This window comes from Neobacillus sp. SRL179, assembly GCF_984799095.1.
On record NZ_OZ481792.1, the window covers coordinates 224297 to 243666 of the forward strand.

Below are 19370 nucleotides of genomic sequence, written 5' to 3' on the forward strand. Positions count from 1 at the left end.
TATTCTCCTTTCTAAAACTAAGAATTAGGTGATGAAAGTGACACCACTGTCACTTTTAGGATAATTATTGACACTTTTATCACTTTCATTATCTTTCAAAGTGACACAAGTGTCAATTACTCTTCTTTTAACATTCCGTGGCGAATAATCCTTTTGATCGAGCCGACCCATTCTGAATGGGGAATACCAAAATGATTGGGAATCATAATCGATTGAAAAATAAAACCTAGAATCAATGGGTCCGGAATATCTTCCTGCAGCCGGCTCTCCTGCCTCCCTAGCGTAATAAGGCTTTGTAAAGAGTGATACATAATCAAATGGAGCTTCTCCAGATTTTCAATATTCTCTTTCACTTTTTTGTTACCATTAACGGGGATGCGACGGCCTAACTCAATTAAATGAGGGATGGTCGTATTTTTAAAAATAAGCTCGAGTAAAAAGTTAAACTGTGCTTCAAAGCCCTTATGTGATTCGATTTCCTTTAACTCTGTTAAAAAGTGATTCATTTCAAAGAGCATAAAGTCGGTGATGAGTTCTTCTTTATTTTCATAATATTTATAAATGGCTCCTCTTGAGATTCCTAGTTGTTCTGCTAATAGACTAAACGTAAACCCCTCATAGCCATGTTCAAGAAGAAGCTGTCTTGCTGCTTGAAATAAATCATCTGTTGAGAATTTTCGTTCTCGTGCCATGTTCTCACCTCACTCCTCATTATAGTGGAAGGTGAGCGGCATTTAAAATAGAACCTTCAAATGTCATGAAGAAATTCTTGTGAATGTTCCAAGTTTTTTACCTGCAGGTAGGCTTTTTATCCGGAAAAATCACTATAGAGAAGTGGAAGTTTATGTTAATCTATTCATAAATAGGATAAATATTCCGATTGGGGGCAGCGATTAAATGAATACCTGGTTATATGGTGTATATGCAGTTATTTTAGCGGTTGTTTCTTTTTATACTGGTGAGATCGTTACATTCGTGATGTTGGGTTTCATACTGATGAGTCTTACTAATATTCATTCGACATTGAAAAAATTGGTTGAAGCCAATCATACCAAGAATTAATCAACTCTACTAAGTTAGTAGAATAATAGACTAATTAAACGTTTGATTAACTAAGAAAAAAACTAATCAAACGTTTGGTTAAATGAAAAAAACTAACTAAACGTTTGATTAAAAGAGATAAAAACTAATTAAACGTTTGATTAAACAAGGCTGAGCCCTTGATATGAGTGCATTTTTCTTTCCGCTAGCGGATGAGGAAAAGACTAATCAAACGTTTGATTAAAAGAGAAGAAAACTAACCAAACGTTTAATTAAAAGAGAAAAAAACTAATCAAACGTTTGATTGAACGAATAGGAGGGGGAGAATTGGGGATTTCATTTGAGTTTTCGTTTAATCTGATTGGAGCTATAACTGAATCCTTAGCATGGCTTACGATTGGGTTCATTGTTTATCGTTTATATAAAAACCAACTTAATAAGCCAAAGATTTGGAAAGTGTTCATAAGCTTTTTTGTCGGCCTATTTTCTTTTTCATTTAACTTGCCTTTATTTGAAACGGTCATTAAGGTTGCTATCCTGCCGCTGGGTGTATGGATTTTGTACGGAATCTTAAAAGGAAGGGAAGGGCGTTGGGAGCGATATCGGTCTTTTGCCTGGTTTGGCTTCTTTGCCAATTTTATTTTTTTGGCAGCGGCTTTAATCGCAATACCTGCACAGCAGCTAATGTATCCTGAAAATGAACTATCCACTTACATCTCAAACATAGATCATTCATCGATTATGACTATTCACCCTTCGGCAGAGGAACGTTCGCTGGATAAAAATCGTTTATTAAAGCAGCTCCCTAGCATGAGGAGGGAGCCAAACCGAGGTGTCCAGTGGTATGCAGACCATGATTATAGTGGAGATGTACCGGTTAGAAATGAACGGTTTCCCTATCAACTTATGGGAGCTGCTTCTAAATGGGGAAGTGGCCTAGAGACCGTTATTTATATTGAAGAAGATGGAAAAGGGATGTTGATTACTACGCCCAAAAAGCAGCTTTATTTTCGCTCCGAAGAGTCTGTCTTAAAAGGAGGAGAATAATAGTGAAGAAAAATAGACTTTGGCTTATACCATTGTTAGGTATAGTAGTTCTGTCGGCTGTTTTGGCAAATCATTTTTATTTTTCAGAACCGGCCGTTTTTCCGAAAAATAGTCAACTAATTAAGGAGATAAATCAAGTTTCACCAGAAGCAGAGGCTGCTACTATCCAAGATAAGATTCACATAGATAAGCGCCATGTATTCGTTCCGTTTATTTCTGAGGAAGATAAATATGGAGTTAGTTATTGGGAATGGGAAATGCATGAATGGCAGCCTGTTTCAATTAACACAATAGGAGAACCGTATGTGTGGAAGATTAATAGCGATGACCCTTCCTCCTTCCGAGTTGTATGGAACATACATCCTGATGATCGGGCCAGCTATTTGGATTTCTATTTTATAAGAGAAAGAGGATTCAGTAGTATGGCCGGGGAAGAAAGATACGACCCAAGAATCCAACTTGAGAAAAAGGTGAATGTGGCGGAGAAGTCCTATGGTGTAGTAAAACTCCCGGATGACTGGGGAACCTTGATTAATTCTTATAGTAAGATAAAATCGGTCAATACGTCGCCTTTTAGTGGTTTTTTCCCTGCTGATGAGATGTACTTTGGCTGGATTCCCTATGATAAGTATGGAAAAGAGGTCATTCTGAACAGCTCGCTAAATGGGCATGGTTTTTCCACAGGTGAGGCCACGATAGATTTCATGAGATTTTTAACGGCAGCAGAAATTGAATCTCCTATGGAACAAAATAATTAGTAAAACAAGCCAGTTTCCCTCCGGAAACTGGCTTGTTTTTATTTTACTCGTGGTGTTTTTTTATAAAATGTGTATCACCTTTAAATACAGGTTCACTTGTGTTTGGTAAATACCAAAGTGTCTTCAACGAGATTCCTTTTTCAGCAAACATGGCCGTTAGCTCTTCCATAAAGATGCCTCGGGTTGGGTCGCAGGAGGGACTGCTTTGAATTCCTAGCAATCCAACAATCTCGTAACCGCTTTTTACGTAATCTTCAGCCTGTTGAAGAATGGGCAATAAGATTTCTCGCGAGTGTTTCCTGTATTCGGGTGTATTGTATTCATCATACGTCATCGAAGGGCGGTTCAGGCCGAGAAAGGTAAATTCTGGACAGGGCAGCTGGAGAAATCCGTACCCCTCTTTCATGGCCCACTCCACAGCGGAGAGAACGGCACCTTCTGCACGTGCTTCGTTTTCAATGACCGTATTCTGGTTCAAAATGCAATGGGAGACAATTAAGATTTTTTTACTACGCTGCATTCTTTTTTTCCTTCTTAATGATTTTTGCGAAATTAGGAACGCGGGAAATCATAAACGCTACAAGCAGACAGGTAACGATCTTATCAACGAAATTCCCCGTTATTCTTGAGATAAACGTAGAAGCAAATACACTTTCACCAGCTGAGCGCATCCATAAGACGACTAAATCCATGCCACTTCCGTTTAAACCACCGTAAACGGCAACCGCAATCGGTGTCCCGATTAGCGGGGCTACAACTGATAACATAAGACCAGTAATCAGGGCGATATACCATTTCCTAAAATCAAACTTTTTAGCCATATAACCAGCCACTAAGGCAATGGCAATATTAACGAGTCCAAAAAACATTGCCCCCGGTCCTGTTGTCACGCCCATAACCACATTGGTTAAACCGCCAGCTAATGCTCCCCACCAAGGCCCAAATAATACGGCGATTAATACAGTACCAATAGTATCGAGGAACAAGAGGGGGATTTTCAGTGATGAAACTACCGTCCCTAAGATTACGTTTAATGCGATTGCCAATGCTGAGTACGTTAGAATCATCGTTTTGCTAGTTTTTATCATGTTTCTCTCTCCTTTTATATGTTTAAATAGGGGTATATAAACCATCACCCCTTGTTTAACACCTCTGTAAATTCCTTAATGATTGGCCGGTTGGTCGCATCACTCAGGGTTGTAAAATAAAAGCTGCGGTAGAATGGTTCAAATTTATCAATAATTTGAATTCGCTCTGCCTTTTCAGCTGGAATTGCCGCAAGTTTTGACACAAAACTGACTCCGAGCCCGGCTTCAACGGCAGCAATTACGGCTTCCGTACTCCCAATTGATACAACCGATTTTAAATCTATTAATGAATAATCGTGATGGGATAAAAACTCTTCCATGACTTTTCTAGTACCGGAACCAGCCTCTCTAATCACAAAATCATACTGTTTCATCTGTTCAAAGGTGGGCACATTGGATTGCCCCAATGGATGCTCAAGAGGGGCAATTAACACAAGGGAATCGGAAGCGACCTTTTTAGAAGTAAGTTGGTCAGATGCTTGATCTAGTCCGGTAATGCCCACATCGACTTGTTGATTTTGTACCTTTTGGAGAATTTCTTTAGAATCACCAATCTCAATAGAAACATCGACTTTTGGATAGAGGCTTCGAAACGACTTAACCCAGCTTGGTACAAGGTATGTTCCAGGGATGGTACTAGCGCCAATGGTTAAAGTTCCTGTTAAAGTTTCTTGAAAGCCATGAAGATCATCTTCAAGCCTTTGCCATCTATGAAGCATCTCTTTCGAAGCCTGATAGACAAGCACCCCGGCTGCCGTAGGATGAATTCCTGATAAACCACGGTCTAAAAGCTCCAAACCCAGCTCTTCTTCTAAACTTTTAATCTTCAGACTGATCGTCGGTTGTGAACTTTTCAGAGCAAGCGCTGCTTCTGAAAAACTTTTTTTCTCCACTACCCGAATGAATGCTTCTAGTTTATTTAAATTCATAGCCACACTCCCAGTATATTAATTAATTCAATAACTTATATTAAATATTTTTATAGGGTGGTGAAAAAATAATAACAACGATTAGGATCGTAGTTATACAAGTTTATCTTAATCTGAAAGAAAGGATTTGTAAGTACTAATTTGATAAATTTTTTGTCTTTTTTGTTAAATTTTGGTGAAATAATATGGATTCCTCTTGATTATTATAAAATTTTATAAAAAGGTATTGACTTTTGAATAATAATATGTTATAATTTTATTTTTATTGACGACTAATTAATTGCGGTATAAAATAGACCTCTAGCAGAAACTCTGTTAGGGGTCTTTTTCTTTTGATTCAATTAAAAGGGGGATTTTATTTGGAAGGTACGAAGGAGAGCTTAACTGCCATTGTAAGCTGTTTTGCGAGGGGATATCATGCAACAAACAGCGAATCACCCATCTTTAACGATTTTGTGGCAAGTTCACTTTTAAAAGAAGAGGAGAAACAGCTCATTGCCGCCAACTGGGCCAATGCGATTTCTTTTTTTAATCCAGAGAAGAGTGCAACTCTACACACAATGGAGGAAAAGCTGCAGTGGGTGATGAACAATCAAACGATTCCACAATTAGTCAGCCGATCAAGATATGCGGAAGATGGACTGATTGCTGCAATCGAGCGAGGTTTTAGGCAATATGTTATTTTAGGATCGGGATTAGATACGTTTGCTTACAGACGCAACAATCTTCCAAAAGACTTTACCATCTATGAAGTGGACCATCCTGCCACCCAAGCATTTAAAATAAGGCGTCTTCAAGAAATGGGGATTGAGATTCCCGATCATGTTAAATTTGTTCCAGTCGATTTTAAGACCCAGTCATTAGGCGAGGAGCTAAAGAAAAGCGGATTTAAGGAACAAATTTATAGTTATTTCAGCCTGTTAGGCGTGGTCATGTACCTAGAAAAAAAGGATTTTTATCAGCTTTTATCTATGATTTCCGATTTAGCGATGAACGGAAGTTCTTTCATCTTTGATTACCTCGATGATACCGCATTCCATGAAAAAACAGCCTCTAAGAAAATCATACAAATGAGACACATTACTGCCCAAACTGGTGAGCCAATCATCACAGGGTTCGACCCATTCGAACTAGACTGCGAGCTGCAAGACTGCAATATGTTAGTCTATGAAAATCTCTCACCGGCCAATATTGAGGAACTCTATTTCACAAACCGAGACGATGACTTGCATGCTTTTGACCATTTTCACTTCGCCCATCTAGTCGTGCATAAATAAACAAGCAGGGATTTGTCAGTTTATCACTGTACTAGAATTACGAACGGTGTCAGGCACCGTTCGCTTTTTTTATGTAAAATATTTTTAATTCTGCAACTATTTGTTATCTTTAAACGTGGTTAGGTTGAAAGGGGGAGCAGCAGTGGAACTAGATAGAGCATATCAAGAATATGTGAATGATTTATATCGTTATCTTTTCTCCCTTTCGAAGGATCATTTTATCGCTGAGGATTTAGTGCAAGAGGCATTTTACCGAGCTTACTTGCAGTTGGAAGATTATCAGATCTCTAATATCAAAGCATGGCTATTTAAGGTGGCGTATCGTGCGTTTATTGACTACCAAAGGAAAAATAAGCGTCTGGTCATACAGAATCAGGTGGAAGATAAGAGTACCATTTCAAAGGAAACACCTGAAAAAAGACTGCTTGAAAAAGAGAGTTTTCAATTACTGATGCAAGATGTCCATTCCTTAAAAGAACAGGAAAGACATGTGCTGTTGTTATGTGATTTGCACCAGTTAAAATACCATGAAGCGGCGGAAATCCTTGAAATGAACCTTAATACAGTGAAAAGCCATTTATTAAGGGGACGGAGAAAAGTGATGGAGAAAATAAAGGAAAGGAAGAAGAGCGATGAGCGATGAAAAGAACAAATTTGATAACGAAGAAGATGCCTATCAAAGTTATCTAAAGGATTCCTTAAATGGAATGAAAGACTGGCAACCGTATACAAATGAAGCACAAACAGAGATCGTTCAGATTGGTAAACAGAGGGCCCGAAAAACCAATATTATGATTAGTCTGGCCATTTTGCTGCTGATTGTACCCATCATGACGTTAGCAACCTACCTTTATTACGGAATTGGCGGCAGAGCCAATAATTTGATTGATGTTGTGACTAACACCATTTACGTAACGGAACCCAATATGAGCCTAGAGAGATTGAATTTAGAGGATGACATTGGATTTTTTTCAATGAATATCACCTTTGATGTGTTTAAAAGAATTGGAAAAGAGAATTATAAGGCAGGAAATTATGATATTGATTTTATTTTAGATCAGCCTAATTTCCCGAAAAAAAATCTGCTGCTTGAACGGCCGTTAGCGGAAAATCCAAGTGAGGAAACAGAAGTCCTCGTGCACCCAGACGCCAGTCCTCGTTTTTCTACCAAAGATAATTGGGATATATTGAAAAAAATTCCGGATGGAACTGTTGCGGAGGTATATGTTTCGCTGGATCATGTTATGAAACCAGAAGAGTTGAGAAAAAGCCTGCCGAAAGGTATGGATTTGCGCTGGTTGGCTGTCGATACAGGGTTAGAAAGCAAACAAGTTGACGATGAAGGTGTCCCGATTACCCCGTTAGGCTATCCTGCCCAATCTGATTCAACCACGTGGTCGCCTTTTAAAAATGGCGATAATGAAAAAGTATTCATAGATATGTTAACTATGTTGAAAAAGAATGAGGATGTTGCAGAAAAGGTAGCTCGTGCTAAATCATTATCTTTAAACAGCCGGCTCGCTTATATTAAAGCAAATGGGATAAAGGTTTACGGAGCGGTGATCACAGGGCCGACAGAGGAACTTAGGAAGCTGGAAGGTTTGAAAGAAATCAAGGAATTAAAGGTAGGGGAAGTGAAATTATGGAATTGGGAATAAAGAAAAAAGGCTTGCTTCGCCGTCTGCCATCGATTGCCGGGTTCTTATCATTTTCAATAGCGCTACTAGCGTTAGCTGGGTTAAATGTGGGACAATTTATCAAACAAGGTGTGTTTTTCGGGATCTTTATCTACCAGCTGCCCTTGTTAGGACTTTTCCTTGGCCTTGTAGGCTTATTTTCTGAGAAACGAGATAGACTTTTTGCCATCTGGGGGCTCTCCCTATGTATCTTCATTTTTATTTTTCTTTTTTTAATGATTGGATTATCATGGGCGGCGATTAATCCTAAACCGTAAAACGAAACCTAAGTGTATGATGTTCGTAGATAAGGAAGGAAAGGGCGGTGCGTCTAATGAGCAGGTATTCAATTGAAGAATTTATTAAGCAAACGGAGCAAGAGGATAAGGGAGAAGGCTTTTTTGAATTAGAAACACCTCGGATGCTCGAGGTGAACCTAAATGGTCAAGTGTGGGCAAAAGCGGGGTCAATGGTTGCCTACCATGGCGGGATTAAATTTGTACGTGAAGGGATTTTAGAGCACGGTCTAGGGACGGCCTTCAAAAAGGCACTTACCGGTGAAGGGGCTTCGTTAATGAAAGCGAACGGCCAAGGGAAATTGTATCTGGCCGACGAAGGGAAAAAGATCATTATTCTAAATCTGCAAAATGAGGCCATCTATGTGAATGGCAATGATCTGCTGGCGTTTGAACCAAGTATTAAATGGAAGATTAAATTGATGAAAAAAGTCGCCGGGATGATGGCGGGTGGATTGTTTAATGTCCGCTGTGAAGGTACAGGAATGCTCGCGATTACCACACATTATGAACCTTTAACATTGCGTGTTACGCCAGGAAGACCGGTCATTACTGACCCGAATGCAACCGTAGCATGGTCAGGAAACCTCCAACCGGAGTTTCAAACCGATATTAGTTTAAAAACATTTTTCGGAAGAGGCAGCGGCGAATCTATTCAAATGCGGTTTGAGGGAGATGGATTTGTTGTAGTTCAGCCTTTTGAGGAGGTAAAGCGGGTGGAGGGTAATAGGTAACAATGAAAATTCCTTTACTAACAATAAAGGAATTTTTTTATTTAATATAGTTACACTTTAGGTGGAAAAAGCTATTAAGCAGTGAACCTGTCTTAAATAAGCGGTATTAAAGACAAAAAAGAGCAAGGAAGCCTTTGGAACTGTCTTAAATAAGCGGTATTAAAGACAAAAAGAGCAAGGAAACCGGTGCAATTGTCTTTAACAAGCGGTCTTAAAGACAAAAAGAGCGAGGAAGCTTTTGGAACTGTCTTTAATAAGCGGTCTTAAAGACAAAAAGAGCAAGGAAGCTTTTGGAACTGTCTTAAATAAGCGGTCTTAAAGACAAAAAGAGCGAGGAAGCCTTTGGAACTGTCTTAAATAAGCGGTCTTAAAGACAAAAAGAGCGAGGAAGCCTTTGGAACTGTCTTAAATAAGCGGTCTTAAAGACAAAAAGAGCAAGGCAACCGGTGGAACTGTCTTAAATAAGCGGTCTTAAAGACAAAAAGAGTAAGGAATCCGGTGGAACTGTCTTTAACAAGCGGTATTAAAGACAAAAAGAGCGAGGAAGCCTTTGGAACTGTCTTTAAGAAGCGGTATTAAAGACAAAAAGAGCATGGAAGCCTTTGGAACTGTCTTTAACAAACAGTCTTAAAGACAAAAAGAGCAAGGAAGCTTTTGGAACTGTCTTAAATAAGCGGTCTTAAAGACAAAAAGAGCGAGGAAGCCTTTGGAACTGTCTTAAATAAGCGGTCTTAAAGACAAAAAGAGCAAGGCAACCGGTGGAACTGTCTTAAATAAGCGGTCTTAAAGACAAAAAGAGTAAGGAATCCGGCGGAACTGTCTTTAATAAACGGTCTTAAAGACAAAAAGAGCAAAGCAACCGGTGGAACTGTCTTTAACAAGCAGTCTTAAAGACAAACCAAGCAAGGAAGCTGGTGGAAGTGTCTCCATTAATTTAAGGACAAAAGTCCCGAGAAAGCAGAACAATTGTCCTCAATTTTTATTTCAATCAAACCTTGTTAGATTATCTTTCTCTGTACTGGGATCTCTGTTCACGTAAAAGGACCATTGCCCAATCCCGACTATCTTAAAATTCCTCTCTAAAATCCTTGCTATTCTCTTTTTTGACCCAATAATCTTACACCAATCATAAATATTATTAGTAGTAATTTTCCGATCTGGAAAAAGAAGCACATACTCCTTCACACTCCGCAAAACAGCAGAAGTAACTAATTCTTCATGTCCACAATCTTCGCACACACACTTCTTCCCGCATAGAGAAATTGAAAACGAGTCGCAGCATGCACAGGTAATCCCTTTTCGAGTCGATTCATAATTATAAGCTGGTAATGTTGTATAAGGATTTTCTTCAATATGAAGTGAACGTAATTTGTCAGCTAGCTTTTTATGCTTTCCATTTAGTTCTGATGCTGTCGTATCTAACTTTTTTAGATAACTATCTATTTGGCTTGGAAACATAAAAGGCCTGTTAAGGGGGGCTTGGTACAGGGTGAACTCGGGATTGATAAAAACCACTTTGCCCTCAATGGGGAGAGGAACTCCTAGATTGTGCAGTAATTGACGAAGTAAAGAATCACAACGATTCAATTGAAGTAGTGGATTATTATACTCTTTTCTGGGGGTTTTATACAATCTATCTTTGTCAGCCTCATAATAATAATCACCTTCTAAATTCTTCACTTCATATAAATAAATCATTTCTGAAGTAATAATCAGGGAGTCGATTTGAAACGTGGTATTGTTTATTTTGAGCAGCAAATCGTTTAAGATATAGCATTCAAGCTGGAGCTTCTCGGTTAAAGAATCAAACATTACCTCCCCTTCATAGCCTTTTTTTAAACTGAAAAAGTGCTGTTTGTCCTTATCAGGCAAATTCATTCGTTTGTTTAAGATTCTGAGGATCATTAACTCAGTTGATTCAGTACGGTTTTTATAGGCCATATTCCACGTCCTTTCAAATCAAATTCCACTCCAACACCATTGTATAAAAAAATACCAGCAAGGGAGGTGCCGAACCATGAATACTTTGTGAAAATGTAATGTTCAGAAAATTATTGACAATAAACTTCCATAGGTGATATTATTTTCCCCTACGACTCTAAAAAGCGGGGAGGGAACTAGTTGATCCATTTAGAAGGAATAAGCAAATCCTATAAGATTGCCAAACGCCAATCAGGTCTAAGGCAAGCTGTAAAAGCTCTCTTTTATCGAGAACAAACCATAATAGAAGCCCTAACAGACATCTCCTTTTCAATTAATCAAGGAGAAATTGTTGGCTATATTGGTCCAAACGGGGCAGGAAAATCAACTACCATTAAAATCATGAGCGGTATCCTGGTGCCTGACACCGGGACATGCACGATTATGGGCTACACACCTTGGAAGGACCGAACGGAATATGTAAGAAATATTGGCGTTGTTTTCGGTCAGCGTTCCCAGCTCTGGTGGGATGTGCCCGTAATGGATTCATTTGAACTGCTCAAAGACATCTACAAAGTCGCACAACAAGACTATCAAACTACGATTAATCTACTGATCGAAACACTCGAATTGCAAACTATTATCCATTCACCAGTCCGACAGCTGAGCCTCGGGCAGAGGATGCGCTGTGAAATTGCTGCTTCCCTGATTCACAACCCCAAAATCTTATTTTTAGATGAACCGACGATTGGATTGGATGCTGTTTCAAAGATGGCCGTCCGCGAATTTATCAAAACCATCAATAAGGAAAAGGGAGTCACGGTCATCCTTACTACCCACGATATGAATGATATAGAAGCATTAGCAGACAGAATGATTTTAATAGGAAAGGGCAGCAAGTTATACGATGGGTCCTTAGAGGAACTGAGGAAACGGTTTGGAACTCATAAGACGATTACAGCTGATTATCGAAAAAACCTAACTCCAGTTAATATCCCTAAGGCATCCACACTTTCTTGGTCACCAGAACGTATCATACTCACCATCGATACAGAGCTAATTAAAACCTCGGATATCATCGCTCAATTGTCCAGTCAAGTCGACCTCCAAGATGTGACGATTGAACCGCAGCCAATAGAAGACATAATCGTAGAGCTTTACAAGGAGTACAAAATATGAGGGTGTATGGATCGGTCTTGAAGCTCCGTCTCCAATATGGCATGCAGTACCGGGCAGCAGCACTCGCGGGAGTGGCAACGCAATTTTTCTGGGGATTTATTACGATTATGGTTTTTGAAGCATTTTATAAAAATTCCACCCAAACATCACCTATATCCTTACATGATCTCATTGCGTACATATGGCTGCAGCAAGCCTTTCTGGTTTTCATTACCATGTGGTTTCGCGATAACGAGTTGTTTGACTTGATTACCAGCGGAAATATTGCTTATGAGCTGTGCCGCCCATGTGAACTATATGGATTTTGGTTTGCAAAACTGCTTGCACAGCGATTATCGAGCGCGATCCTTCGCTGCTTTCCCATCTTAATCATTTCCTTTTTTCTGCCTAAACCTTACAACATGACATTTTCACCTAGTTTACCTGCTTTTCTATTGTTTTTAACAGCACTGCTGCTAGGTCTATTTCTTGTAGTGACCATCTCAATGTTCTTATATATATCCGTATTTATCACGATGTCGCCTGCAGGGTCTCTACTCGTGTTTTCCGTTCTGGGAGAATTTTTTGCCGGTTTAATTATTCCAGTTCCGTTGATGCCAGAGTGGCTGCAAAAAATTGCCTATGTCCTGCCGTTTCGCTGGACGGCAGATTTTCCGTTCCGAATCTATTCGGGTCATATCCCGCAGGCTGAGGCAGTGATCGGTATTCTCATCCAATTAGGGTATTTACTTATTCTTGTCTTGTTAGGGAGAAAGGCTCTGAACCGTGTACTCGAAAAAGTTGTTGTTCAGGGGGGATGATAAGCATGGGTCTCTACTTTAAATATCTGTTGATTCACTTTAAATCACAAATGCAATATCGGACATCTTTCTGGCTGTTATCAATTGGCCAATTTTTTATTCCATTTACTGTCTTTGCCGGTCTTTATTTTTTGTTTGAGCGATTCGGTCACATTAAAGGGTGGAAATTTTTGGAGGTCGCACTTTGCTTTGCTATCATTCACCTCGCCTTTAGTTTGAGCGAATGCTTTGCCCGTGGGTTTGATACTTTTTCCAGTCTGATTATAAAAGGGGAATTTGACAGACTGTTAGTTCGGCCGCGAAGTACGTTTTTACAAGTGTTAGGGTCAAAATTTGAATTTACAAGGGTGGGCCGACTGCTTCAAAGTTTCCTCGTGTTAGTCTGGGCATTGAGTAATCTTCCAATTGAATGGAGCATTATAAAAATAATCACACTGATTCTAATGATTGTCAGTGGTATTTTCATTTTTACCGGTATCTATATGGTGGCGGCCACGATGTGTTTCTGGACAGTTCAGGGACTGGAAGTAGCCAATATTTTTACCGACGGCGGCCGTGAAATGGCACAATATCCTTTAAATATTTATCAAAAATGGGTCATGCGTTTTTTTACCTACGTAATCCCGTTTGGAACTGTGAATTATTTGCCGCTCATGTATATACTCGGAAAAAGCGAAGGAAACGCCTTCATACAATTGTTAATCCCGGCAGCCGGTAGTCTATTTATTGTACCTTGTTTCTTCATTTGGCAAATGGGTGTCAGGCACTACCACTCAACAGGTTCCTAAACCATTTGAAACCAAAAATAAATCATGCTATAGTAAAAACATGACCAAAGAACTAAATTAGTCATAAAGGGGGTTCTTCCAAGACTATGGCACCCGACAGAAGAAAGATGATTGTGGAAGCGGCAACAAAATCGTTTTCCTTATTCGGCTATAAAGCCACAACAATGGACCAAGTAGCGCGTCTCGCCAATGTGGGTAAAGGAACAATCTATACCTTTTTTAAAAATAAAGAAGAACTGTTTGAAGAAATCATTTCAACACTCGTGAAGGAAATGATTGCTGAGGCTGAGGCGGTAATCCAGCCGGACCTTCCATTTACGGAAAATGTTCATCGCGCACTTACCCGTTTATTAGCATTTCGCTCACAGCACCAGCTCATGATTAAGCTGATCCAAGAGGAAGCGGAAATGGGAACATTAGCCGTATCTGATATGCTGCAGCATGTAGAGAATGAAATTATTGCTTATTTAAAGAAAAAGGTGGAAATAGCGATTTCTAAAGGCGCCATTCCCGCATCTGATACAGAAATAACTAGTTTCCTTTTGTTAAAAATGTACATCGCACTTGTGTCGGACTGGGAACGCAACCATGAACCCTTGAGCTCCGAGCAAATTGCCGAAGTCATGAAGGTATTTTTACTAAGGGGACTATCGAATAAATAACAAAGGACTTGTGTAGAATTCTACACGAGTCCTTTTCATAGAGTAAGAAATTATAAATTCCAACTTTGAGAAATGTCCAGCTCCAGCGCCCTAGCAGCTAGTGTCCTTCGCTCTCCGCCCTACGATAAGTCAACATCGAATCGCCTCCGGCTCTTCGTGTTTCCTTTATCTCAGTTGGAGCGCTCCAGGCCATACGCTGCTGACCAGGGCGCTTCCGCTTTTCGACCATTATTGTCTTTTTAAGTTTTCCTGTGCCATTTTAACAAGCTCGCGCACCATGCTTCCGCCGAGCCTGCCTCCGACTTTTCCAGCTTGTTCAGATGTCAGCTGTCCGTTATAGCCCTTTTTCAAGGGTACACCGACTTCTTCGGCTGCCTCAAATTTGGCATCCTCAGGGCTCCCTGCTTGGACGACCTTCGCTTTTAACGCATCCAGTCCATTGCGTGCTTCAGGGACAAGGATTTTATTTCTTCTGGCCATATCAATCCCTCCTTTTTGTTAGGATGACCAATATGAAAAAATTAATCAGCCATGACTAGATAAATCCTTATCTTTCCAGTATAATAACTGATAATCAAGTCGGAAAAAATCGATGAAAAAGAGAGTAGTTATCTAGGAAGTGATAGCGAGTCAGGGATGGTGCAAGCCTGATACGGAGGAGATAACGAAGCGCACTTTTGAGATGCTAACCTGAACATAGTAGGGTATGCCGGAGAATACTCCGTTACAAAGGAAAAGCTGGTTCTTTTCTGAACAATTAGAGTGGTACCGCGGGATTTCAAACTCTCGTCTCTTTTATAGAGGCGGGAGTTTTTTGTGTTTAAAAGTAAAAAAGGAGGTCATGATAATGAATTTTAAAAAGGAATTGGCAGCGATCCTCTATGAGCTGCTTGACCAAGAAATTTCTGTAACAAATTTAGAATTGATGATTGAAAAACCGAAAAACGCTTCAATGGGGGATTTGGCGTTTCCATGTTTCACTTTGGCTAAGCTTAAACGCAAATCTCCCCAGCTGATTGCCCAAGAGTTAAGTGGAAAAATCCAATCGCCAACATTTGAGCATGTGGAAGTGGTCGGAGCCTACGTCAATCTCTTTTTAAATAAAAAGGTAGTGGCGGAAGAACTAATTACTGAAGTAATGACGAAAAAAGACCAATTTGCTGGATTAGACTTTGGAAAAGACGGCAATGTCACCATTGACATGTCGTCACCAAATATTGCTAAGCCTTTTTCAATGGGGCATTTGCGCTCGACTGTTATTGGTAACGCCCTCGCCTTAATCCTAGAAAAGTGCAGCTATAAGCCGATTAAAATTAACCATCTCGGTGACTGGGGAACCCAGTTCGGAAAGTTAATTACAGCTTATCAGCTTTGGGGCGATCCGGAAAAGGTAAAACAAAACCCCATTAAGGAATTATTGACGCTTTATGTTAAGTTTCATGCTGAGGCAGAAAAGCACCCCGAACTGGAAGACCAAGGGCGCAGTTGGTTTAAGCGATTAGAAGATGGCGACAAAGAGGCCTTACATTTATGGCAGTGGTTTCGTGATGAATCGCTAAAAGAATTCTCGAGAATTTATGAGTTAATGAACGTTCAATTCGATTCTTTTGCAGGTGAAGCATTTTATAATGATAAAATGGACCGGATTGTTAAGCTGCTAGAAGAAAAACAATTATTAGTAGAATCCAATCAAGCTATGGTAGTTGAATTAAACGAAGAACAGCTCCCGCCATGCTTGATTAAAAAATCGGACGGAGCAACCTTATATGCGACCCGTGATTTAGCCGCAGCACTTTACCGTAAAGAAAACTATGACTTTGTAAAGTCTCTATATATTGTCGGTCATGAGCAAAGCTTGCACTTTAAACAGTTAATTTCCGTGTTAGGAAAAATGGGTTATGATTGGGCCGAGAAGATGACCCATGTACCGTTTGGACTGATGCTGAAAGATGGGAAAAAGATGTCGACACGGAAAGGCAAGGTCGTTTTACTAGAAGAAGTGTTAAATGAGTCAATTGAAATGGCGAAACAAAATATCGAAGTAAAGAATCCCAACCTGGTCAATAAAGATGAAGTAGCTAAACAGGTCGGTGTTGGCGCCGTCATTTTTCACGACTTAAAGAACAATCGAATGAATGATATTGAATTTTCTCTAGAAGAAATGCTTCGTTTTGAAGGGGAGACAGGTCCCTATGTACAATATACCTATGCCCGTGCGTGCTCTATTTTACGGAAAGCGAATTATCAGGCTGATGCAGAGGATTCAACCTTTTCTATTACTTGGGACAAAGAATGGAAGATAGTGAGCCTATTAATGGAGTTTGCCCCTGCAATTAAAAGAGCTTGTGAAAACTTTGACCCCTCGCAGGTGGCCAAATATATTATTGATTTAGCTCAAGCATTCAATAAATATTATGCAGAAGTCAAAATCCTAGAGGAAGGCGAGGAGCGGGAAGCACGATTAGCCTTAGTCTACTCGGTAACCGTTGTCCTTCAAGAAGGCCTGCGTTTATTAGGAATTGAAGCACCAGAGGAAATGTAAGGCAATTCATTTATAATTTCCTAATTATGGTTTAAAATGAAAGTATGTCATGAGAGGAGGCAACAATTGAATGAGTGAACTACTGTTTAAAAGCTTCGAGTTAACGAGGGGAAAGTTTTTACAAACGATAAGTGGACTAGGAGAAGGGATTGTCGATGTGCAGCCGCATGGCTTTAATAACACTCTACATTGGCATATAGGGCATGTGTTAACGGTCGCTGAGCAATTTATGTTTGGCTTTCCGAAAAAATCAACCGCCCTTCCGGCAAATTATATGGAACTTTTCGCGACTGGTACTAAACCGGCTGATTGGCAAGGTGAGATTCCATCTGTCCAAGTATTAATCGGGCAATTGCAGGAGCAGCTTGGCAGAATAAAAGCCATCCCAGCTGAAAGTTTCTCAGAAAAGTTAAAAACACCGTTTCTTGGTCAAGAAACCTTTGGTGAAATTGCTAACTTTGCCGTTTTTCATGAGTCACTCCATCTAGGGCAAATACAGGCGATGAAACGAGTTATAGAAGCAGATTAATTTACATTGATTTTTTTAAAATGTTGGCTTTTAGATAAATTCGGCATAACTAACAGAGAGCGATTTAAAAAGTGAAAAGCGGGTATGGAGTAATCATCTCCATACCTTGTTTCAATTTATTTGTTCCTTTACTCATAATCCTCTAATGTAGGACAAAATAAAGTAAAATCGTCATAAAGAAAACACTTCATATTAGATACAATGAATGATAAAATCAATCGGTAATTTAACTTCAATGTGGTGGGTGAGTTTCGTGCTCTCTTCTTTTAAGAGATTGTTAATTGGCCGTCCGTTAAAATCAACGGCTTTAGGCGAACAAAAATTAAATATTTTTAAGGCGTTAGCGATTCTATCATCTGATGCCTTATCATCTGTTGCATACGGTACGGAACAAATTTTACTTGTCCTCGCAACCATTGGGGTCATTGCCTTTTGGTATTCAGTTCCGATTGCGGTCGGGGTGCTATTTCTTTTGGCAGCACTTATTCTTTCATATCGGCAAATTATTTATTCTTACCCTCAGGGTGGAGGGGCATATCTGGTTTCTAAAGAGAATATAGGTGAGAAAGCAGGTTTAGTTGCAGGCGGATCGTTATTGGTCGATTACATCCTAACCGTTGCCGTAAGTGTTTCGGCGGGTACGGATGCCATTACATCAGCGTTTCCAGCTCTACATGAGCATACGGTTTCCATCGCATGTATTCTAGTGGTGGCGATTACCATATTAAATCTCCGTGGACTAACAGAGTCAGCGACTATTTTAGCCTATCCGGTCTATTTGTTTGTCGTTGCACTGGTTATTTTAATTGGTGTGGGTCTGTTTAAGATTGTAACGGGAAATGTATCTCCAACTGTTTACCATGCACCGATTGGAGCGCCAGTCCAAGGGATTACCTTATTTTTACTGCTTCGTGCTTTTGCTTCAGGGTGTTCTGCCCTAACAGGTGTAGAAGCCATTTCAAATGCAATTCCCAATTTTAAAGACCCAGCACCAAAGAATGCGGCCAAAACATTAATTTTAATGGGCTCCCTCTTAGCGGTGCTATTTACTGGGATTACCTTTCTTGCGTATTATTATGGGATTGCGCCAAAACATAATGAAACAGTTATCTCCCAAATTGCAAAAGAAATTTTCGGACGTAATTTGGTCTATTTCTTTATTCAAGGGACAACGGCACTTATTTTAGTTCTTGCCGCTAATACAGGATACTCAGCCTTTCCTTTATTAGCCTTTAATTTAGCCAAGGATAAGTATATGCCAAGGATGTTTACAATAAGAGGCGATCGACTTGGTTATTCAAATGGAATTGTTTCTTTAGGATTTGCCTCTATTTTACTTATTATTGCCTCTCAAGGGCGAACTGAGCACCTGATTCCACTTTATGCGGTAGGCGTATTTATTCCGTTTACCTTGTCGCAGACTGGAATGATTATCAAATGGGTTCGGGAACAGCCGACTGGCTGGATAACAAAGCTAGCTGCCAACTTAATCGGCGCAATTATAACGTTATCGGTGTTAATCATTTTCTTTGTCACAAAATTTAGCCAGGTATGGTTTGTCATCATTTTTTTACCGGCCATTGTTATTTTCTTTCGAAGAATTCATTCGCATTATGAGTTGGTTGGTGAGCAATTGCGAATCCAGCCAGAGCAACCTGCTATTCCGATTGAAGGAAATGTGATTATTGTACCGGTTGCTGGAATCACAAAGGTTGTTGAAAACTCCATCAACTACGCTAAATCAATAACGGATCAAATATTTGCTGTGTACGTATCTTTTGATCGGGAAGATGAGAAGAAATTTGAAGAAAAGTGGCAGAAGTGGCAGCCAGAAGTTCGGCTGGTGACGTTGCAATCGCATTACCGCAGTGTATTGCAGCCATTATCAAAATTCATTGATACGGTTGAGCATAAGGCTAGTGAAAATAATTATCGAGTTACCGTGTTGATTCCGCAGTTTATTACGAAAAAGAACTGGCACAATATTTTACACAATCAATCAAGCTTATTGATTAGGACCTACCTAATCTTTAAAAAGAGGGTCATTGTAGCTACACTCCCATATCATTTTAAAAAGTAGAGATAAAGAAAAACCACCGATGAG

General features: G+C 39.7%; 21 protein-coding genes and 1 other annotated feature. Of the genes, 15 read left to right on the plus strand and 6 right to left on the minus strand.

The window, feature by feature from the left end; genetic code table 11:
• Positions 1 to 116 precede the first annotated feature (116 nt).
• Entirely contained in the window at positions 117 to 692 is a 576-nt protein-coding gene (locus AC4E8C_RS01225; RefSeq protein ID WP_490209629.1) for a TetR/AcrR family transcriptional regulator, read from the minus strand.
• Between the two features lie 205 nt (positions 693 to 897).
• Here AC4E8C_RS01225 and AC4E8C_RS01230 point away from each other — a divergent pair, with 205 nt between their 5' ends.
• The 3 genes from AC4E8C_RS01230 (at position 898) to AC4E8C_RS01240 (ending at position 2846) form a co-directional block, all read left to right on the plus strand.
• Entirely contained in the window at positions 898 to 1062 is a 165-nt protein-coding gene (locus AC4E8C_RS01230; RefSeq protein WP_490209631.1) for a hypothetical protein, read from the plus strand.
• Between the two features lie 306 nt (positions 1063 to 1368).
• Positions 1369 to 2088: a hypothetical protein gene (locus tag AC4E8C_RS01235; RefSeq protein WP_490209633.1), complete on the plus strand. Its 720-nt coding sequence runs from the start codon at positions 1369 to 1371 to the stop codon at positions 2086 to 2088.
• 2 nt (positions 2089 to 2090) lie between these two features.
• Positions 2091 to 2846, plus strand: coding sequence for a hypothetical protein (locus AC4E8C_RS01240; RefSeq protein WP_490209635.1), 756 nt, complete (start codon positions 2091 to 2093; stop codon positions 2844 to 2846).
• Positions 2847 to 2889: 43 nt separating this feature from the next.
• Here AC4E8C_RS01240 and AC4E8C_RS01245 read toward each other — a convergent pair whose 3' ends face one another.
• The 3 genes from AC4E8C_RS01245 to AC4E8C_RS01255 are packed head-to-tail and all read right to left on the minus strand — an operon-like array spanning position 2890 to position 4863.
• On the minus strand, positions 2890 to 3366 hold the full coding sequence (locus AC4E8C_RS01245) for a CD3072 family TudS-related putative desulfidase (protein WP_490209637.1): 477 nt from the start codon (positions 3364 to 3366) through the stop codon (positions 2890 to 2892).
• On the minus strand, positions 3356 to 3979 hold the full coding sequence (locus tag AC4E8C_RS01250) for a CD3073 family putative ECF transporter S component (protein WP_490212430.1): 624 nt from the start codon (positions 3977 to 3979) through the stop codon (positions 3356 to 3358). The genes AC4E8C_RS01245 and AC4E8C_RS01250 overlap by 11 nt, the downstream gene beginning before the upstream one ends.
• The gene (locus tag AC4E8C_RS01255) at positions 3979 to 4863 is read right to left on the minus strand and encodes a selenium metabolism-associated LysR family transcriptional regulator (RefSeq protein WP_490209638.1); all 885 of its coding nucleotides are present in this window, start codon (positions 4861 to 4863) and stop codon (positions 3979 to 3981) included. The genes AC4E8C_RS01250 and AC4E8C_RS01255 overlap by 1 nt, the downstream gene beginning before the upstream one ends.
• A gap of 359 nt (positions 4864 to 5222) precedes the next feature.
• Here AC4E8C_RS01255 and AC4E8C_RS01260 point away from each other — a divergent pair, with 359 nt between their 5' ends.
• From AC4E8C_RS01260 to AC4E8C_RS01280, 5 genes are all read left to right on the plus strand, one after another.
• Complete coding sequence (locus tag AC4E8C_RS01260; protein ID WP_490209640.1) at positions 5223 to 6140, plus strand: class I SAM-dependent methyltransferase; 918 nt, start codon at positions 5223 to 5225, stop codon at positions 6138 to 6140.
• Between the two features lie 142 nt (positions 6141 to 6282).
• On the plus strand, positions 6283 to 6783 hold the full coding sequence (locus AC4E8C_RS01265) for a sigma-70 family RNA polymerase sigma factor (protein ID WP_490209642.1): 501 nt from the start codon (positions 6283 to 6285) through the stop codon (positions 6781 to 6783).
• Complete coding sequence (locus AC4E8C_RS01270; RefSeq protein ID WP_490209644.1) at positions 6773 to 7798, plus strand: anti-sigma factor; 1026 nt, start codon at positions 6773 to 6775, stop codon at positions 7796 to 7798. Before AC4E8C_RS01265 ends, AC4E8C_RS01270 begins: the two co-directional genes overlap by 11 nt.
• Positions 7783 to 8094, plus strand: coding sequence for a hypothetical protein (locus tag AC4E8C_RS01275; protein WP_490209646.1), 312 nt, complete (start codon positions 7783 to 7785; stop codon positions 8092 to 8094). The genes AC4E8C_RS01270 and AC4E8C_RS01275 overlap by 16 nt, the downstream gene beginning before the upstream one ends.
• A 56-nt stretch (positions 8095 to 8150) precedes the next feature.
• Positions 8151 to 8846, plus strand: coding sequence for an AIM24 family protein (locus AC4E8C_RS01280; RefSeq protein WP_490209648.1), 696 nt, complete (start codon positions 8151 to 8153; stop codon positions 8844 to 8846).
• Positions 8847 to 9830: 984 nt separating this feature from the next.
• Here the strand turns inward: AC4E8C_RS01280 and AC4E8C_RS01285 are convergent.
• Positions 9831 to 10787, minus strand: a complete 957-nt coding sequence (locus tag AC4E8C_RS01285; RefSeq protein ID WP_490209650.1) for a nuclease-related domain-containing protein — start codon at positions 10785 to 10787, stop codon at positions 9831 to 9833.
• 180 nt (positions 10788 to 10967) lie between these two features.
• Between AC4E8C_RS01285 and AC4E8C_RS01290 the strand changes: the two genes are divergently transcribed.
• The 4 genes from AC4E8C_RS01290 to AC4E8C_RS01305 all read left to right on the plus strand — a co-directional run bounded on the left by AC4E8C_RS01290 (position 10968) and on the right by AC4E8C_RS01305 (position 14195).
• A complete protein-coding gene (locus AC4E8C_RS01290) occupies positions 10968 to 11945 on the plus strand; it encodes an ABC transporter ATP-binding protein (RefSeq protein WP_490209652.1) in 978 nt (325 codons plus the stop codon).
• Positions 11942 to 12745 (plus strand): ABC transporter permease, encoded by an 804-nt coding sequence (locus AC4E8C_RS01295; RefSeq protein ID WP_490209653.1) that lies wholly within the window; start codon positions 11942 to 11944, stop codon positions 12743 to 12745. The genes AC4E8C_RS01290 and AC4E8C_RS01295 overlap by 4 nt, the downstream gene beginning before the upstream one ends.
• A 5-nt stretch (positions 12746 to 12750) precedes the next feature.
• The gene (locus AC4E8C_RS01300) at positions 12751 to 13533 is read left to right on the plus strand and encodes an ABC transporter permease (protein ID WP_490209655.1); all 783 of its coding nucleotides are present in this window, start codon (positions 12751 to 12753) and stop codon (positions 13531 to 13533) included.
• A gap of 86 nt (positions 13534 to 13619) precedes the next feature.
• Positions 13620 to 14195 (plus strand): TetR/AcrR family transcriptional regulator, encoded by a 576-nt coding sequence (locus AC4E8C_RS01305; RefSeq protein WP_490209656.1) that lies wholly within the window; start codon positions 13620 to 13622, stop codon positions 14193 to 14195.
• A 228-nt stretch (positions 14196 to 14423) separates the two neighbouring features.
• Here the strand turns inward: AC4E8C_RS01305 and AC4E8C_RS01310 are convergent, their stop codons facing one another.
• Positions 14424 to 14675, minus strand: a complete 252-nt coding sequence (locus tag AC4E8C_RS01310) for an alpha/beta-type small acid-soluble spore protein (RefSeq protein WP_490209658.1) — start codon at positions 14673 to 14675, stop codon at positions 14424 to 14426.
• 103 nt (positions 14676 to 14778) lie between these two features.
• Positions 14779 to 14992: a binding site (T-box leader), on the plus strand.
• A gap of 50 nt (positions 14993 to 15042) precedes the next feature.
• On the opposite strand from AC4E8C_RS01310, the gene argS reads away from it, so the two are divergent.
• The 3 genes from argS to AC4E8C_RS01325 all read left to right on the plus strand — a co-directional run bounded on the left by argS (position 15043) and on the right by AC4E8C_RS01325 (position 19346).
• Positions 15043 to 16737, plus strand: coding sequence for an arginine--tRNA ligase (argS, locus tag AC4E8C_RS01315; RefSeq protein WP_490209660.1), 1695 nt, complete (start codon positions 15043 to 15045; stop codon positions 16735 to 16737).
• 70 nt (positions 16738 to 16807) lie between these two features.
• On the plus strand, positions 16808 to 17266 hold the full coding sequence (locus AC4E8C_RS01320) for a DinB family protein (RefSeq protein ID WP_490209662.1): 459 nt from the start codon (positions 16808 to 16810) through the stop codon (positions 17264 to 17266).
• 253 nt (positions 17267 to 17519) lie between these two features.
• Entirely contained in the window at positions 17520 to 19346 is a 1827-nt protein-coding gene (locus AC4E8C_RS01325) for an APC family permease (RefSeq protein WP_490209664.1), read from the plus strand.
• The last annotated feature ends 24 nt before the right edge of the window (positions 19347 to 19370 follow it).

Coding starts and splice junctions, on each gene's coding strand:
- AC4E8C_RS01225 (WP_490209629.1), bottom strand. CDS start 692: ATGGCACGAGAACGAAAATTCTCAACAGATGATTTATTTCAAGCAGCA.
- AC4E8C_RS01230 (WP_490209631.1), top strand. CDS start 898: ATGAATACCTGGTTATATGGTGTATATGCAGTTATTTTAGCGGTTGTT.
- AC4E8C_RS01245 (WP_490209637.1), bottom strand. CDS start 3,366: ATGCAGCGTAGTAAAAAAATCTTAATTGTCTCCCATTGCATTTTGAAC.
- AC4E8C_RS01250 (WP_490212430.1), bottom strand. CDS start 3,979: ATGGTTTATATACCCCTATTTAAACATATAAAAGGAGAGAGAAACATG.
- AC4E8C_RS01255 (WP_490209638.1), bottom strand. CDS start 4,863: ATGAATTTAAATAAACTAGAAGCATTCATTCGGGTAGTGGAGAAAAAA.
- AC4E8C_RS01270 (WP_490209644.1), top strand. CDS start 6,773: ATGAGCGATGAAAAGAACAAATTTGATAACGAAGAAGATGCCTATCAA.
- AC4E8C_RS01275 (WP_490209646.1), top strand. CDS start 7,783: ATGGAATTGGGAATAAAGAAAAAAGGCTTGCTTCGCCGTCTGCCATCG.
- AC4E8C_RS01280 (WP_490209648.1), top strand. CDS start 8,151: ATGAGCAGGTATTCAATTGAAGAATTTATTAAGCAAACGGAGCAAGAG.
- AC4E8C_RS01285 (WP_490209650.1), bottom strand. CDS start 10,787: ATGGCCTATAAAAACCGTACTGAATCAACTGAGTTAATGATCCTCAGA.
- AC4E8C_RS01295 (WP_490209653.1), top strand. CDS start 11,942: ATGAGGGTGTATGGATCGGTCTTGAAGCTCCGTCTCCAATATGGCATG.
- AC4E8C_RS01300 (WP_490209655.1), top strand. CDS start 12,751: ATGGGTCTCTACTTTAAATATCTGTTGATTCACTTTAAATCACAAATG.
- AC4E8C_RS01305 (WP_490209656.1), top strand. CDS start 13,620: ATGGCACCCGACAGAAGAAAGATGATTGTGGAAGCGGCAACAAAATCG.
- AC4E8C_RS01310 (WP_490209658.1), bottom strand. CDS start 14,675: ATGGCCAGAAGAAATAAAATCCTTGTCCCTGAAGCACGCAATGGACTG.
- argS (WP_490209660.1), top strand. CDS start 15,043: ATGAATTTTAAAAAGGAATTGGCAGCGATCCTCTATGAGCTGCTTGAC.
- AC4E8C_RS01320 (WP_490209662.1), top strand. CDS start 16,808: ATGAGTGAACTACTGTTTAAAAGCTTCGAGTTAACGAGGGGAAAGTTT.